Source organism: Caloramator mitchellensis, assembly GCF_001440545.1.
Taxonomy (GTDB): domain Bacteria; phylum Bacillota; class Clostridia; order Clostridiales; family Caloramatoraceae; genus Caloramator; species Caloramator mitchellensis.
The window spans coordinates 1-16,358 of sequence record NZ_LKHP01000013.1 but is presented as its reverse complement, the minus strand read 5'-3'; the positions used below and the strand labels follow the sequence as shown (position 1 = coordinate 16,358).

Sequence of the window (16,358 nt, the reverse complement as noted above, 5' to 3'; positions counted from 1 at the left end):
CCAGGTCTTTTTTTATATTCGACAACAAGCTGGTGCTAAAAACACCAGCTTAGTTTTTAAAGGGGCTGATTATATGAAAATTGCTCTATATAGGGAATGGAGGCCCAGAAATTTTGACGAGGTTGTGGGCCAGGAAGCCATAGTTAAAACTTTGAAAAATCAGATAAATACTAATAGAATATCTCATGCATATCTTTTTTCTGGAACAAGAGGGACGGGAAAAACGTCAACTGCAAGAATTTTTGCAAAGGCTATAAATTGTCTTAATCCTCAGGATGCAAACCCTTGCAATGAATGTGAAATTTGCAAAGAGATTAATAAAGGGACATTTCTTGACTTTGTTGAACTTGACGCTGCTTCTAATAATAGAGTTGAAAATGCAAGAGATTTGATTGATACAGTTTCAATTCCTCCGACAAGAGCAAAATACAAGGTTTATCTTATAGACGAAGTTCATATGCTCTCAAACCACGCATTTAATGCACTTTTGAAAACACTCGAGGAACCTCCAGAATACGCTATATTTATTTTGGCAACTACAGACCCTCAAAAGGTTCCATTGACCATTCTGTCAAGATGTCAGAGGTTTAATTTCAAAAGGATAAAAAAGCAGGAAATTAAGAACAGGCTGCAGTTAATTTTAAATGAATTAAATGTTGAATGTGATGATAATACATTAGACCTCATAGCTGCAAATTCCGATGGCGCTCTAAGGGATGCTCTGTCGCTTCTTGACCAGCTGGTTTCCATGATGAATGGAAGATTGAATTATGACGACGTTTTATCTTTACTTGGATTTGCATCAAAGGAAAAAATTTTTAAATTAATCGATTTAATAGTTGAAAAGGATGTTCAGTCATCGATTAAACTTATTGATGATATTATACTCGAAGGCAAAGACGTTATTAATTTTATAGGCGAAATGATTGAACATTTGAGAAATCTATTGATGGTTAAGGTATCTAAAAACCCGCTGGAGATTATCGATGCCTCAAATGATTATATAAACAGATTAAAGCTTCAGGCTGGAAAACTTAGAAGCGAAGAGATTATGAGGGGAATTAATATTTTCGTTGAGGCAGAAAACGATGCTAAAACATATATGCAGCCAAGGATTGCAATTGAGATGGCTATTATTAAATTTTGCAGAATTGAATACGATGTTTCCCTTGAGGTTATATTAAATAGAGTAAATAAATTAGAGGAAATGATTAAATCAGGAAGGATAAATGTCGAAAAGGTTGAAGCTTTAGAAAAGAAAACTAAGCCTTCAGCACCTGAAAAAGTTTTGGAAGCTGAAGACAAGGTTATAGAAAAGCCTATAGTTGAAGAGGCAGCTGTAACTTCAGTAACTATATCCTTAGATGAAGCGCGCATTGCTTGGCAGGATGTTTTAAATTATTTAAAGATGAACAAGAAGATGAGCCTTGCTTCTCTTTTAAATTTAGGGGATGTTACGGATGTTAAGTCCGGTGAAGTTGTAATAACGTTTGAAAATAAATATTCATTTTCAAAGAAAAAGATTGAAGAAGGGGATAATAAAAAGCATATAGTTGAGGCTTTTTCAAAGGTTCTAAAAAAACCTGTCAGGGTTAGATTGAATGTTTTAGAGGAAAAGAATGAACTTGATGAAGGTATTAAAAGGGCCAAGGAGTTATTTGGTGAAGACTTAGTAGAAGTTTTAGAGTAGCTAAGTTGCAGTAAACTCAAAAGCATGATATAATCTTTAAAGGCAAATTCAGAAATTTTGCATATTATAAACTATATGGTGTTGAGGAGGTAACGGTATGTTTAAAGGTGGAATGCCACCAATGGGGGGCGGATTTAACAATTTATTAAAGCAGGTTCAAAAAGTTCAAAAGCAAATAGAAGAAGTTAAGGAAGAACTTGATAATAGAGAATTTGAAGCATCAGCAGGCGGCGGTGCAATTGTTGCTAAGGTTAATGGAAAGAAGCAACTTCTTGATATTCAAATCAAGCCAGAAGTTGTTGATGCAGACGATGTTGAGATGCTTCAGGATTTAATTATAGCTGCAGTTAATGAAGCTATTAATAAAGCAGAGGAGACTGTTACAAGCGAAATGGCAAAGATTACTGGTGGATTGCAGATGCCAGGCCTATTCTAATGTGGGGTGATTTTTTTGAATTTTTATCCCGCACCTTTACTAAAATTAATAGATGAATTTAATAAGTTTCCAGGGATAGGTCCGAAGACTGCACAGAGACTTGCCTTTTTTGTCCTTAGTATGGACGAAAAGGAAGTTGAGACATTGTCATCAGCAATAGTAAATGCTAAAAAAAGCATTAGATATTGCTCTGTTTGCGGCAATTTAACCGATAATGACCCTTGTATTATTTGTAGAAATCAAAACAGAGAAAGCAGCGTAATCTGTGTCGTTGAAGAAACTAAAGATGTTTTGGCAATGGAAAAGACAAGGGAGTTTAATGGGCTATATCATGTGCTTCATGGGCATATATCGCCTCTTGGAGGCGTGGGCCCTGATGATATAAGGATTAAAGAGTTATTGTCAAGAATTAATCCTGACATTAAAGAAGTTATTCTTGCTACAAACCCTAATGTTGAAGGCGAAGCTACTGCTATGTATATTGCAAGGCTTCTAAAACCATTGGGAGTTAAGGTTACAAGAATAGCCCACGGCATTCCTGTAGGCGGAGATTTGGAATATGCAGATGAAGTGACATTGACAAAGGCATTAGAAGGAAGAAGAGAGATTTAAGGAAGAGCTATTTTAGTGTATTACTCAAATAAACTCCTTCAATTCCAGTTAAACTTCTTCAAAAGAAAATAAACTTGTTCAAAAAGGAAGAGCATTTTTTAGCTTCTTCCTTTTTACTTTTATTTTTAAAATTTTGATAGGATATAGGGGTATTTATTAGGATATTAATAGGAGATTTAGGGTATAGGGAAATTAGGGGAAAGGAAATAGGGAATGTAATTGGGAAATTTAAAGGGGAAATTTATAGGAAAATAATTGATAATATTAGGATTTTAAAGGGTTTTAGGGTGAGAGGAATAAGGTTTTTAGAGGATAGGAATAAGGGGGATTTTATTGGGAATTAATTGAGAAAAAAATTGAGATTTAAAATTAGCAAGGATACCCCCTTTTTTACCTAAACCCTATCTCCTAATCTCCTATAAAACTCTATCTCCTATCCCCCTAATTTTGAACAACTTTATTTTACGATTCGACAAGGAAAAATGGAAAAAAGAGGATAAAAATTGGAAATTGAATTGAGGATTTTGAAGGAGTTTATCAGGAGGAAACACATGACAAAAAGGCCAATTATGGGTTGGTATTTAAAAATTTATTTAATTATAAACCTCTTTTTATAAATCTGCACCTTGTTTTTGAAGAAAACCTTAGGAGATCTAGGATAACTAAGGTTTTTTCTAATAGCTTTTTTATCGCCGATACATAAAATTAATCTCTAATATTTATTTTTACATTAGAATCAGGCGTGTTTCGAATTTACTATATCAACCAATTTTTCTACCGGATCATATGCAACAATGGAGAATTTGATTCCTTTTCTTCTAGCCAAATCAATCCACTCTTTTTAGAAGAAATCATGCCTCAGAAGAGAATTTAGCATTAGAGATTTTTTAGTAACGTCTAAGTTTATGCTCCATGCTCGTTAAATAAAGAGATGAAATTTTTCTTTAATTGAATAGGAACATCTTTGATTTTTTATAACCTATAATGTTTCAAATTTATAAAAAGTAAAATAATAACAGAAACAATAATTAAGAATATCAATAAATACATATTGACATAAAACACATATTGATGTATAATAAAATAAACTAATAAGTAGGAGGGATTTGTATGACATTGAGAATAAGATCTAATGTAAAAACATTATTACCTGCAACAATTAAAAAGACATTTGTTATTTCTGGAATTTTAGACAGGGCATTAAAATTACAAGCTGTAATGGAAAATAAAACAGCAAGTCAAATAGTAGAAGAAGCTCTTGAAAATTATATAAAAAAGGAATACATCGACAAAGTAAGATGTCAGATTCCTTCAATTCTTTTAAATGACGAAAATGAAGACCCTATAAAATAATTAGGAGGGGTTGGGGTTGCCTAAAAATAAGACACTTGAAATCCAGGAGTTTTTAATAGAACTTGGAGAAAAATTAGGATTAGTAGCAAAAAAAGAAGTATGTTTAATTAAGAGTAGCTTTTATTCACCTATTTTTGATGTTGTTTGGTTCCTTGACTTAAGTAAATATTATGATTTCTCTTCGATAACTGACATCATTAAAAACAATTTGTATTTTGACTATTTGCACCTTCTACCAATAGCTGTTTTTGAAATAGAGGGTTCTAGTTCAAGTAGTAAAAATCAAATTGGCAATATGGCAAACTTAATTCTTAGTAATTCTTTTTTAAAATTTATTGTAGTAAATAATGAAGAAGCGATACCTGAAAAAGATACATATAGAAGGGCGATAAAAATAAAAAGATATTTTGAAGATTTTTCAGGGGATAGTAATGTAATATTATTGGATTGGAGTCAATTAAAGCGAAGTGATAAACATTTAGATTCAAATAAATTAATGATTAATTACAATAGAATTACTGATGATAATTATATAAGGAAAGGATCTGGAGGAGAAACGGCATCAATAGATATAGGTTACAAAATACTTAAATTACTTTATAAAACCGGTTTAGAAATAAAACAGGATTATACTCCTACAAGATGTATAATAAAAGATTGCTTAGATAGTTACTTTGGCAATAAATATAATTGTGATGATATGGAATTTAACTTTTATCTAAAAAAAGTTGGGATTAAAGATCCTAAAGAAAAAGTATTATATGAACTAAAGAATATAAAAAACAGAAGGTATTTACCTAAAATTGATATTGTAGCAGGCTTCAATTTGCCGATAAGTGTAATTGAATGGCTGAAAAATATAGCAATAAATTTAGAATATGATATTATTAACAATCCATTATTATTTTATATTAAACAATTTGATGATGAAAATATTTTTGTTCCTTTAATTTCAGTAGAAATAGAGACAAGTGTTAGTAAGCATTTAAATGGAGGGCTATTTAATTTATGGAAAAATTCTTATTTGGGGATTTTAGTATCGACAAGGGAGTCCCAAGCTCATTTAGAATTTTTTAGACTGAATGGTTGCAATAACGTATCTTTTCTAGATTGTGAAAGGGTGTTGGGGTTATGAAAATAGGTTTATTTTTACAAGATACAACTTTAACTAAAAAGAAAAAAGATAAGATTTTTTATGAAACACTTAATTTAGCAAGAGAAAATAATTTAGATCTACTTGTTTTCCCTGAACATTTTTATTGCCCTGAAGATGAAAAATTAGATGAATATGCATTTTTAAGCCATGCCTATGAAGAAAACAGCGAAGAATGTGATCGGGATAAAATAATAGATATATTTAGAAATTATGCAAAAATTGCTAATTGTCCAATTTTAGCGAGTAGGGCAGATAAATATAATTTTATATACGCATTGTATGTTTCACCATTTGAGGAAAATATAAAACTGTATGGTAAACATATAGCAACTAATTATTCAGTGTTTGATTTAGCAGATTATGAAGAATCTGTAGAAGAAATATTTATGCCCATAGATTATAAAGGATATAAAATAGGAGTTACTATTTGTTATGATTCAAATAAGCCACTATTTTCGAGATTTTATAAAGCATATGGAGACATAGATATTTTAATCAATTTAACTGGTGGTCACGTAGATTATAAAAAGTGGAGTATATATCAAAAGGCAAGGGCTTTAGAAAATAAATGTTATAATCTTTGCACAATGGCATATTACGATGAAGAAAAAAGAAACAAATCATATGTTTTTGCTTTTGATGGTTTTGGGAAAAAACTTAGTTATAAAATATTAAACAAAAGAATAAGTAGTGATTATAATAATGATATGCCAAATGGTTTATATATGTTTGAGGTTGACAAGAAATCAAATACATTCGAAAAATTTAAGCTTGATAAAGCAGAAGACGATGAATTTTTAGATTCAAATTCTTCTATAAATAAAAAAATAGATATAAACTTGTCAAAAACAGACATTTTAAAACTACTGAATAATAAAAATAAAATCGATAATTGTTTATACTTAGTAAAAAAAGATAATCATAATTTAATTTTGTTAGACTTAAAAGAACATATGGTAGAAGAACCTATTTTGATAGAAAGTTTAATGTATAGTAAAAAATTAAAGGGTATCTCTAATAAAAAGTATATTATAATAAACAGATGGGATAAATTAGATGAAGATTATTACAAAAAGAAGTTATCTACTATATTAAAAGCAAGAGCAGCAGAAAACTTTTGCATAGTGATATTAATGAGTGATATAAAAGATGAGTGCATACAAGTAGGATTGAATAAAAATATTCAAATAGTAAAATGTGTAGCAGGAAAATATGGATTAGATTTATCCCGATCAACAGGGCCAGAATCTTTTTGGAAGAATGATGTAATAAAAGGAATTAAAAAGTGTTGGCGTGAGAAATATGAATTTCTAATAGACTACTTGAGAGACAATAAAAAACAAACAATTAAGATACGATAACAAATGTTTTATATCATTAACGAAAGGGGATAACATATGAAACAATACCCAAACATGATTATGGAAAATAAAGATTTGGTTGAATTTATTCAAAAACACAGTAATATTAATGGTAAGGAGTATAGAAACGTAATCGAACTGATGCAAATATTTATCAATTTATATAAGACTGTAGATTATACTGTGGTAAAAAGAAACATCAGAAGATTAAGAAAAGAAAGAGGAATTAAAAAAAGTGTTCTAGCAGAAAAAGCAGGATTATCAGAAGGAGTTTATATAAACCTTGAAAACGTATCTTATAAATATAAACCCACACTTCAAATGATAATAAAACTTGCTTATGCATTTGATTGCTCATTATATGATTTTATTATGCCTTTAGAAGATGAAGAAAAAGGAATAAGTTATAAAAGTTTAGGTTGAAATTAAAAAAGTAATTAAAAATAATTGTGTGAAAAAATTCTAAACCTAATTTCTATTGAAAATAATAAGAGATGCCCATTATCAAAAGATAACTTAGGGAAACTTTTAATATATTCACCACTAGTTTTTTCTAAGAAATACAAAAATTTTTGTGCAAACTGATTAAAAACCTCTTTCTTGGTAAGAATCAAAATATAAATCAAGAAGGAGGATTTTTCATGCAAGAGGTCTGTCAACAAGAGATATACACTAATAAATAAAGATTAATCCCATCATTTTTATGAGTGCAATAAATTACAAGAAATGTAATAGTATACTGAATAAATTGATTTGTGATATAATGGATATCAATAAAATAAAAGAGGTGTTTTGTATGAAAATAGGAAGAAATGATTTATGCCCATGTGGAAGTGGCAAGAAGTTTAAAAAATGCTGTATTGATAAAATAGATGTAATACCACAAGTTGTTGACATTACAAATTGGATAAAAAGTTTATGGTCTTATGAAGAAGTAAGCGAGATGAGCAATGAGAAAATTATTAGCACACTAAAAAATATGGGTATTCTGTTTGACAAAGAAGCTTTTTTGGCTGATATAGAGAAGTTTTTGTCAGCAGAAGGGATATCTGAAAATTGGTTTAGAACTTTTAATGTGACTGCTAAAGGAAGAGACGGAGATTTTCCTTTACTTGCAGCTTGGGTTTTATGGGAGAGATTAGCGCCCAAAAATATTTTGTCTATGGAACAAATGTCTGATTTGATTGACAGAGGGTTTGAATATTTAGACGAGGATGAGTCAATTTTAGCTTGTGAAACATGGCTTAAGGTATGGGAAGGTATAAAATACAGGATAAGACCAGAATTTGAAGATCTTGAGTATTTGGACAAAGAATATGGTGGCAGCTTTTTTGTTAGAGATTTTTGCCAAGATTTAGAAGGTGAGTTGTATAATGCAGGTTTAGACGATCCCAAATATTTTGAAAAGAGGATTGAATATTGCCAAGAATTTTTGAGATATTTTCCAAAGGAAGATAAAGATATAATTTTTAATATGAGAAGGGCAATAGCAGAGTCGTATTTTAAACTTAATAAATTAGAAGAAGCAATAAATGAATTCGAAAAAATATTGGACGATTTTCCTAATAATCCATGGAGCTATATAGCTTATGCTGATATGTATTGTTTAGATAAAAGCGATATATATGATATAGATAAAGCGAGAGAAATATACAATAAAGGTCTTGCTGTAGCTAAGACTAGAGAAGATAAGATAATAATAAAAGAAAGATTGAAGGATTTAGGAAGATTGTGATGAATAGTGGATCATACTTAACAGGTGAGTAGGTTCGGTGCAACGCAAAATAAACTATAACTGAAAATCGAAGTAGAATAACTTCAGAAAATTCGATATAATTATCATAAGAGGTGATAATTATGGTGAAAAACATATTATCAAATGATTTTATAAAATTAAGGGTGGATGAGTCTGTAAATGACGCTCTTACAAAAATGGAAGAGAAAAAGAAGAGCGTTGCTGTTGTGGTTGATGGAGATGACAATTTGAAGGGCATAATAGTTAAAGCGGATATTTATAGATTTTTAAAGGAAACAGGGCACTTTGCAGTATATCCTGTTGAAATTGCTATGACAAAAAAAGTAATAACTGCAAAAGAAGAAGATAGTATTGTTGATGTTGCTAAGTTGCTAAGACAAAATAACGTGTCAGCAATTCCAATTGTTAAAGGGAATAAAGTAATCGGATTGATTGCACTGGAAGATATTGTAGATAGATTTATTGAAGAAAATAGTTAGGACGAGTTTTAGCTCGTCCTAATTTTTTACGAAAAGATGTATAAACCCCATTTTATATGGCAATAATCATAGATAAAACAAATGGGGGTGTAAAAATGGAAGTAAAATTAAGCATCTTGGCAAAAACAAAGACAGAGGATGAAATGGCTCAAAACAAAAAGTTGTATATGGAAGAGTTTAAAAATGCAGTTGCTGAGCTTGAAAATATTAGAGATTACATCAACTATGTTGATGACCCAGACCTTATTGAGTTTGCAATTTTTGCTGAAAAGGCTGTAGAAAAGAAGATAGCATATTTGATTAAAAAATTGAGGTAATATAAAAAATCTCTTCCGAATAAATTTATAAGGGGGGATTTATATGGTTCTTGATCAAAACGTAGTTAATTATTTATTGATTGTAGCACTATTACTACTTATTGTAATTTCAATGAAGATGAAAAATTTGATTGTAATTAAGGTGTTAATTAAAACAGCAATTGGCGGACTAATAATATTTGCAATAAATTTGGTGCTGGCTGTATTCAAATTTGCAATACCACTGAATATTATAAACTCGTTTTTCGTAGGCGTTTTAGGCATACCAGGTTTCGGCTTAATACTCATGATAAAATACTTCATTTATCCTTAGAAACTGCGTTAGTTTTAACTAATGCAGCTTTTTTATTTATTGCAATTATTGACTTTAATTACCTGCTTTGTTACAATCTAATTTGTATGCTGTTATAATTTTAACCATCCTTATTTTATCTATCTTTTACAATGTGTTATTAACAAATAATTATTATTGTTTCACGCTTTGGGCAAAGCCTGAAGATAATATAAGTAGTTGAAGGGAGGAAAAAACAAATGGGTAAGCTTGTTGAAATTCGTTGGCACGGTCGTGGTGGACAAGGTGCTAAGACAGCTTCATTATTACTTGCAGAAGTAGCTTTTAATACTGGAAAGTATATTCAAGGTTTCCCAGAATACGGTCCAGAAAGAATGGGTGCACCAATTACTGCTTATAACAGAATTAGTGATGACCCAATATCAATCCACAGCAATATCTACGAACCAGATTATGTAGTTGTTGTTGATGAAACATTAATTAAGTCAGTTCCAGTTACAGCAGGATTAAAGGAAAATGGTGCAGTTATAGTTAATACTGCAAAATCACCAGAAGAAATTAAAAAAGAATTGAATTACAATGGAAAGGTTTATACAATTGACGCAAGAAAGATTTCAGAAGAAACACTTGGGGCTTACTTCCCAAATACTCCAATGCTTGCTGCAGTTGTAAAGATTACAGAAGTTATCCCAGTTGATGTATTCTTAAATGACATCGAAGCTTCATTCAAGCACAAGTTTGCTAATAAGCCACAGGTTGTTCCAAAGAACATGGAGGCTGTTAAGAGAGCACTTGAGGAGGTGAAGGGAAATGAATAATAGAAAAATGAACATAACACCAAACACTACTTGGAGAGAAACTACACCAGGTGGAGTAGTAATAGACGCAGGTAATGCAGAGGATTTTAAAACTGGTGACTGGAGAGCAATGAGACCAGTATGGCATGAAGAAAAATGTAAGCACTGCCTACTTTGCTGGGTAGTATGTCCAGACAACTCAATATTAGTTGAAAACGGAAAGCTTACAGGATTTGACTATGATCACTGCAAGGGATGCGGAGTTTGCACAAAGCAATGTAAGTTCGGCGCACTTGACTTTGTTCCAGAAGAATAATGAGGGGAGGATTAGAATATGGCAAAGAGAGTTAGCTTAAGCGGTAATGAAGCAGTTGCATATGGTATGAAACAAATCAACCCAGATGTTGTTGCTGCGTTCCCTATAACACCATCTACAGAAGTTCCACAATACTTCTCACAGTTCGTTGCTAACGGCGAAGTAGACACAGAATTCGTTCCAGTTGAATCAGAACACAGTGCTATGTCAGCATGTATTGGTGCTGCAGCAGCAGGTGGAAGAGTTATGACAGCTACAGCATCAGCAGGTCTTGCACTTATGTGGGAAATGCTTTATGTTGGAGCTTCAATGAGACTACCAATGGTTCTTGCTGTTACAAACAGAGCACTTTCAGGACCAATAAATATACATAACGACCATTCAGACACAATGGGTGCAAGAGATTCAGGCTGGATTCAGCTTTATGGTGAATCAGCTCAAGAAGCTTATGATAATTTAATGCAGGCAATTAGAATAGGAGAACACAAGGATGTTCAACTCCCAGTTATGGTTTGCTACGATGGATTCATAACAAGCCATGCTGTTGAAAACCTTGAAATGCTTGATGATGAAGATGTTAAGAAGTTTGTAGGAGTAAAGAGAGAAGCACCATTTGCACTTCTTGGACAAGACCCAATATCAATGGGACCACTTGACCTGCCAAACCACTACTTCGAACATAAGAGACTTCAAGCAGAAGCTATGAAAAATGCAAAGAAGGTAATACTTGAAGTTGCTGCAGAATATGAAAAGTTAACTGGAAGAAAGTATAGCTTCTTTGAAGAATATAAGATGGAAGATGCAGAAGCTGCAATAGTTGTAATTAACTCAACTGCGGGAACTGCAAAGTTTGTTGTTGATAATTTAAGAGCACAAGGAAAGAAGGTTGGTCTTATAAAGATAAGAGTCTTCAGACCATTCCCAGCAGAAGAAATAGCAGAAGCTCTAAAGAATGTTAAGGCTGTTGCAGTAATGGATAAGGCCGACAGCTTCTCAGCAGCAGGTGGTCCATTATTTACTGAAATCAGAAGTGCTATGTATGGAAAAGTGGATGGAAAGATTATTACAAACTATATATATGGTCTTGGTGGAAGAGACGTAAGAAGCGAAAATATCGAACAGGTTTACTCAGACTTATTCAAGGCAATTGAAACAGGAAAATATGAAATCTACAACTACTTAGGAGTAAGAGAATAGGAGGTGTAGCTATGCCAAATTTAAAGGAACTTTCTAATAAGAAGGTAAGATTTACTGGTGGACATAGAATGTGCGCGGGTTGCGGTGCACCAATGGTTGTTAACTGGATTTTAAAAGCACTAAAGGATGATGAAAGAGCAGTTATATCAAATGCAACAGGATGTCTTGAAGTTTCATCATGTCTTTATCCATATACAGCATGGAAGGATTCATGGATACACACAGCATTTGAAAATGCTGCAGCTACTGGCAGCGGTGCTGAAGCTGCTTTTAAGGCTATGCAAAGAAAAGGACTTGTTGATGGAAAGTATAAGTTTATAGCCTTCGGTGGAGACGGTGGAACATACGACATCGGTCTTCAATCACTTTCAGGTGCAATGGAAAGAGGTCATGATATGCTTTATGTATGCTACGACAACGGTGCATACATGAACACAGGTATTCAAAGGTCATCAGCAACTCCAATGGGTGCTGATACAACAACTTCACCTGCTGGAAAAGCAAAACCAGGAAAGGAACAATTCAGAAAGGATCTGACTGAAATAATGGTTGCGCATAACCTTCCTTATGTTGCTCAATCTGTTCCTGTTATTCCTGGAACACCTTATATGTTCGACCTTTACAACAAGGCTGAAAAAGCATTTAACACAGTTGGACCAAAATTCATGAACGTATTGACTCCATGTCCAAGAGGATGGAGATGCGATACTGCAACAGAACTTGAACTAATGAAGCTTGCAGTAGATACATGCTTCTGGCCACTTTACGAAGTTGAAAATGGAGTTTACAAGATAAACTACATTCCAAAGGAAAAGAAGCCAATAACTGAATGGCTAAAGCCACAAGGAAGATTTAAGCATCTATTTAAGCCAGAAAATGAACACATAATTCAAAAGATACAAGAAGAAGTAGATAGAAGATGGGAAAAACTTCTGTATCTTGCAGGAGTAAAATAAAAAGCTTCGGGCATTTGCCCGAAGCTTTTGCTTTGTGATAGGGGTAAAGTGTCATTTATGTGTTAGGGGTCATTTGGCATTCTATCTATTATCAATATAACATAAATGATAATGAATGTCAATATCAAAATCATGTTTAATTTTTATTAAAAATTTTCTTAATTTTTTGAAATATAAGCAGGAAAATATTATATCTTATAGAAATATAATTTAATATAAGTAAATAATTTTATGGGGAGGGATTTTATGTCAAGAAATGGTTTACCGGAAGGAGCTTATGGCTTAAAGGAAGGACAGAAGTATATCCCTTACATTCCATCAGATAAGGTAATGCCAGAATTTACGGTGTTATCAATCGTGGTGGGTGTGCTCTTATCAATCGTGTTTGGTGCTGCAAACGCTTATCTTGGACTTAAGGTAGGTATGACTATATCAGCATCAATACCAGCTGCAGTTATTTCAATGGCTATTGTGAGAGTTATTTTAAAGAGAAAGTCAATTCTTGAAAACAACTTAGTTCAAACAATAGCATCAGCTGGTGAATCCCTTGCTGCAGGTGCAATATTTACACTTCCAGCTCTATTCTTATGGGGAGAAAGCCCAGATGCGCTTACTATGGGACTTATTACATTCGTAGGTGGTGCACTTGGAGTTCTTTTCATGATTCCTATTAGAAGATATTTAATAGTTCAAGAGCATGGTGTTTTGCCATATCCAGAAGGAGTTGCTTGTGCAGAAGTTTTAGTTGCTGGTGAAGAAGGCGGAACAGGAGCAAAGTATATATTCATTGGTGGTCTTATAGGACTTGTTTATAAGTTCTTAGGCGATGGAATGAAATTGTTCCCAACAGAAATTGAATGGGAAATCAAAGGTTATGAAGGTGCTGCAATCGGTGGAGACGTTTATCCAGCATTGCTTGGAGTTGGATTTATTATAGGACCAAGAATATCAGCTTATATGCTTGGCGGTGCAATACTTGCATGGCTTGCATTTATCCCGATGATAACATTCTTTGGTCAATATATTGCAGAACCAATATTCCCAGCTCCAGCTCCTATTAAGGAACTTGGATACTGGGGAATTTGGAGCAGATATATAAGATATATCGGTGCCGGTGCTGTTGCAACAGGCGGTATAATAAGCTTAATCAAGGCTCTTCCAACCATAATCAATTCATTCAAAGATGCGATGAAGGGATTTGGAGCTAAGGCTGTTGGTAAGATTGAAAGAACAGACAGCGACCTTGATGTTAAGTGGATTATAGGCGGTGTTTTAGTTCTTGTTGTGTTAATGGCAGTATTACCGCAAATCCCAGTTGGGCCTCTTGGAGCTATATTGATTGCTATATTTGGTTTCTTCTTTGTAACAGTATCATCAAGAATAGTTGGTCTTGTTGGAAGTTCATCAAACCCAGTTTCAGGTATGACAATTGCAACGCTCTTGATTACAACAGTTATATTAAAGGCTGCTGGATATTCGGGACAAAAGGGTATGATTGCAGCGCTTGTAATTGGAGCAGTTATCTGCACATCTGCAGCAATTGCCGGCGATACTTCACAGGACTTAAAGACAGGTTATCTTGTTGGTGCTACTCCATGGAAGCAGCAGCTCGGTGAAATAGTTGGTGTTCTTTCATCAGCAGTTGTAATTGGTTTTATTTTGATAATGTTAAATCAAGCGTATACATTTGGTTCAAAGGAACTTGGTGCTCCACAGGCTACATTGATGAAGCTTGTTATTGAAGGTATAATGAATGGAAACCTTCCATGGAATCTTGTATTCATGGGGGTTGCAACATCAGTTATGCTTGAACTATTTGGAATACCAGCTCTTCCAGTAGCAATAGGTCTATATCTACCAATCCATTTATCAACACCTATAATGGTTGGTGGAATTATAAGAGGAATATTTGACAAGAAGGAAAAGAACGAAAATATTTTAAAGGAAAAGGTTGAAGTTGGAGTTCTTTATTCATCAGGGCTTATTGCAGGCGAAGGATTAATGGGAGTTATCCTTGCTGCGTTCGCTTATGCTAATGTTGATTTAGCTTTAAAGGAAATGCCTCTTGGACAATGGGGTGCTCTGATTATGTTCTTGCTGGTTGCTGCATCACTTTGGTTCTATGTTGATAATGTAGGAAAGAATGCAGTTCCAAAAAATAAAACAGTAAGCAAGTAATTTTAGGCGGCATTATGCCGCCTAATTTTAAATCAAGGGGGATAAGAATGAAATATATACTATATATAATATCTGTGGCACTTATAACAATGGTATTAATATACGTTGGATACATAAAGGAAAGTTTGCTGCCTAAAGAACTCATAAATGTTTTGCTTAAAAAATCCAAAAAGAAAATACTTTCTTACCTGCAAAACAAAAAAAGTGCCAATATACTCGAACTCCAAGACATAATAAAGGACGTCAAAGGCCGCGTATGGTGGAGTAAAAGGCAGGTTAAGGTAACCGAGCCAGAAAAATTTGTTGATTTGGTTATCGATGACCTATACAAAAATGGACTTATTAAAATAGATTATAAAGGCGGCATTAAGGTGATTAACCTTGTTGAGTGACATTCACTTGATTTCTTGAGTTCTTGATTTGTTTGACAATTCGACCAAGCTATATCTAGAAAACTTTGGACTTTATAGTATAAGATGTTGCAAAATCTATAGGAAAAAAGTTCAATTCATATATAATCAACTACAGAATTATTTATTCCATAGTTTAGTATTATTTTTGTTTAAATAATTTTGTTTAAATAATAATGAAGCTAAGAATGTTGAATAGACATAAAACGTAGCAGGCGCTAAATGTAAGCCTGCTAATTTTTATTAGTTAAATGGTATCTAATTTAAATTGCTCTTGTTTTTATATGGCAAAACTTTTCCTTAGCTGTCGAAATCATCACTGGAAATATAATAAATTCATCGATTATTTTTTTACCTGTAGGAGTTAAACAGTTTTTTTAACTTCTTATTTTATTGAACCTATTCTGAAACAAGATGAGGTAGGAATATTTAAAGCAGGATAAATTCTCCCTGCTTGAGCTGTTAAACTATTATCCCAACCGATTGGTTTATTTCATAGTTTTTTAAATTATATAGAAAAGTTTATATATAAAGTTGGTTTAGAGAAGTTATTTTAGAACAAGATATGCTAACAATTTAACCATAACATTATAAGTTGAGCCAATAATGATATAATATTTTTTATCATACACGTTTATTATCTTATTTTTAACGCATAATAATCTCTATTTTCAAGAGTCGTTTTTATTTCAATTCTTAAAAGGTCAACTTTAGTCTGACATGATCTTTAATGTATATCATTTGAAGAACATTGCTGACTTATTACAACAATTTCACTCTTCGACGGAGTGTAGATTAAGGAGAGAGAATTTTTACAAAAACTATCAAGAATACTTGATAACAGTGAGAAAGTAAAAGGTTAAAAGGTGGTATAGAGCGCAGCAATCACTTGTCCCAATTGACAAACAACTCAAGAAGTCAAGAAATCAAGTGAATGTCACCAATACACACTGCCTTGTGTGTCGGTAATAGAAATAGCGAGAAATATAAAGAATATTGAAGAATAGTAAAGCTAATTTAAAATAACAAGGGAATATACTAAAGTGTAATAC

The 16,358-nt window shown here is 32.7% G+C and carries 17 protein-coding genes; all 17 read left to right on the top strand.

What is annotated here, in order from left to right; genetic code table 11:
- Positions 1–73 precede the first annotated feature (73 nt).
- The 17 genes from dnaX (at position 74) to ABG79_RS09560 (ending at position 15,288) form a co-directional block, all read left to right on the top strand.
- Positions 74–1,690 carry a DNA polymerase III subunit gamma/tau gene (gene dnaX, locus ABG79_RS09640; protein WP_057979272.1) on the top strand — a complete coding sequence of 539 codons (1,617 nt, stop codon included), beginning with the start codon at positions 74–76 and terminating at the stop codon, positions 1,688–1,690.
- 97 nt (positions 1,691–1,787) lie between these two features.
- Positions 1,788–2,126 carry a YbaB/EbfC family nucleoid-associated protein gene (locus tag ABG79_RS09635; protein ID WP_057979271.1) on the top strand — a complete coding sequence of 113 codons (339 nt, stop codon included), beginning with the start codon at positions 1,788–1,790 and terminating at the stop codon, positions 2,124–2,126.
- Positions 2,127–2,141: 15 nt separating this feature from the next.
- Positions 2,142–2,738 carry a recombination mediator RecR gene (gene recR / locus ABG79_RS09630; RefSeq protein WP_057979270.1) on the top strand — a complete coding sequence of 199 codons (597 nt, stop codon included), beginning with the start codon at positions 2,142–2,144 and terminating at the stop codon, positions 2,736–2,738.
- A gap of 1,110 nt (positions 2,739–3,848) precedes the next feature.
- Positions 3,849–4,091, top strand: coding sequence for a hypothetical protein (locus ABG79_RS09625; protein WP_057979269.1), 243 nt, complete (start codon positions 3,849–3,851; stop codon positions 4,089–4,091).
- A gap of 16 nt (positions 4,092–4,107) precedes the next feature.
- On the top strand, positions 4,108–5,226 hold the full coding sequence (locus ABG79_RS09620; protein ID WP_057979268.1) for a hypothetical protein: 1,119 nt from the start codon (positions 4,108–4,110) through the stop codon (positions 5,224–5,226).
- Positions 5,223–6,608 (top strand): carbon-nitrogen hydrolase family protein, encoded by a 1,386-nt coding sequence (locus ABG79_RS09615; protein WP_057979267.1) that lies wholly within the window; start codon positions 5,223–5,225, stop codon positions 6,606–6,608. The genes ABG79_RS09620 and ABG79_RS09615 overlap by 4 nt, the downstream gene beginning before the upstream one ends.
- A 36-nt stretch (positions 6,609–6,644) precedes the next feature.
- Entirely contained in the window at positions 6,645–7,031 is a 387-nt protein-coding gene (locus ABG79_RS09610; protein ID WP_057979266.1) for a helix-turn-helix transcriptional regulator, read from the top strand.
- Between the two features lie 373 nt (positions 7,032–7,404).
- Positions 7,405–8,343, top strand: a complete 939-nt coding sequence (locus ABG79_RS09605) for a tetratricopeptide repeat protein (RefSeq protein WP_057979265.1) — start codon at positions 7,405–7,407, stop codon at positions 8,341–8,343.
- 122 nt (positions 8,344–8,465) lie between these two features.
- A complete protein-coding gene (locus ABG79_RS09600; protein WP_057979264.1) occupies positions 8,466–8,843 on the top strand; it encodes a CBS domain-containing protein in 378 nt (125 codons plus the stop codon).
- A 95-nt stretch (positions 8,844–8,938) separates the two neighbouring features.
- Positions 8,939–9,160 carry a hypothetical protein gene (locus ABG79_RS09595; protein ID WP_057979263.1) on the top strand — a complete coding sequence of 74 codons (222 nt, stop codon included), beginning with the start codon at positions 8,939–8,941 and terminating at the stop codon, positions 9,158–9,160.
- 43 nt (positions 9,161–9,203) lie between these two features.
- The gene (locus tag ABG79_RS09590; protein WP_057979262.1) at positions 9,204–9,473 is read left to right on the top strand and encodes a pro-sigmaK processing inhibitor BofA family protein; all 270 of its coding nucleotides are present in this window, start codon (positions 9,204–9,206) and stop codon (positions 9,471–9,473) included.
- Positions 9,474–9,691: 218 nt separating this feature from the next.
- A complete protein-coding gene (locus ABG79_RS09585) occupies positions 9,692–10,270 on the top strand; it encodes a 2-oxoacid:acceptor oxidoreductase family protein (protein ID WP_057979261.1) in 579 nt (192 codons plus the stop codon).
- Positions 10,263–10,565, top strand: coding sequence for a 4Fe-4S binding protein (locus ABG79_RS09580; protein WP_057979260.1), 303 nt, complete (start codon positions 10,263–10,265; stop codon positions 10,563–10,565). The genes ABG79_RS09585 and ABG79_RS09580 overlap by 8 nt, the downstream gene beginning before the upstream one ends.
- Positions 10,566–10,583: 18 nt before the next feature.
- Positions 10,584–11,762, top strand: coding sequence for a pyruvate ferredoxin oxidoreductase (porA, locus tag ABG79_RS09575; protein ID WP_057979259.1), 1,179 nt, complete (start codon positions 10,584–10,586; stop codon positions 11,760–11,762).
- Between the two features lie 11 nt (positions 11,763–11,773).
- A complete protein-coding gene (locus ABG79_RS09570) occupies positions 11,774–12,718 on the top strand; it encodes a thiamine pyrophosphate-dependent enzyme (RefSeq protein WP_057979258.1) in 945 nt (314 codons plus the stop codon).
- Positions 12,719–12,964: 246 nt separating this feature from the next.
- The gene (locus tag ABG79_RS09565) at positions 12,965–14,896 is read left to right on the top strand and encodes an OPT family oligopeptide transporter (protein ID WP_057979257.1); all 1,932 of its coding nucleotides are present in this window, start codon (positions 12,965–12,967) and stop codon (positions 14,894–14,896) included.
- Positions 14,897–14,943: 47 nt separating this feature from the next.
- A complete protein-coding gene (locus tag ABG79_RS09560) occupies positions 14,944–15,288 on the top strand; it encodes a hypothetical protein (RefSeq protein WP_057979256.1) in 345 nt (114 codons plus the stop codon).
- Positions 15,289–16,358: the final 1,070 nt, after the last annotated feature.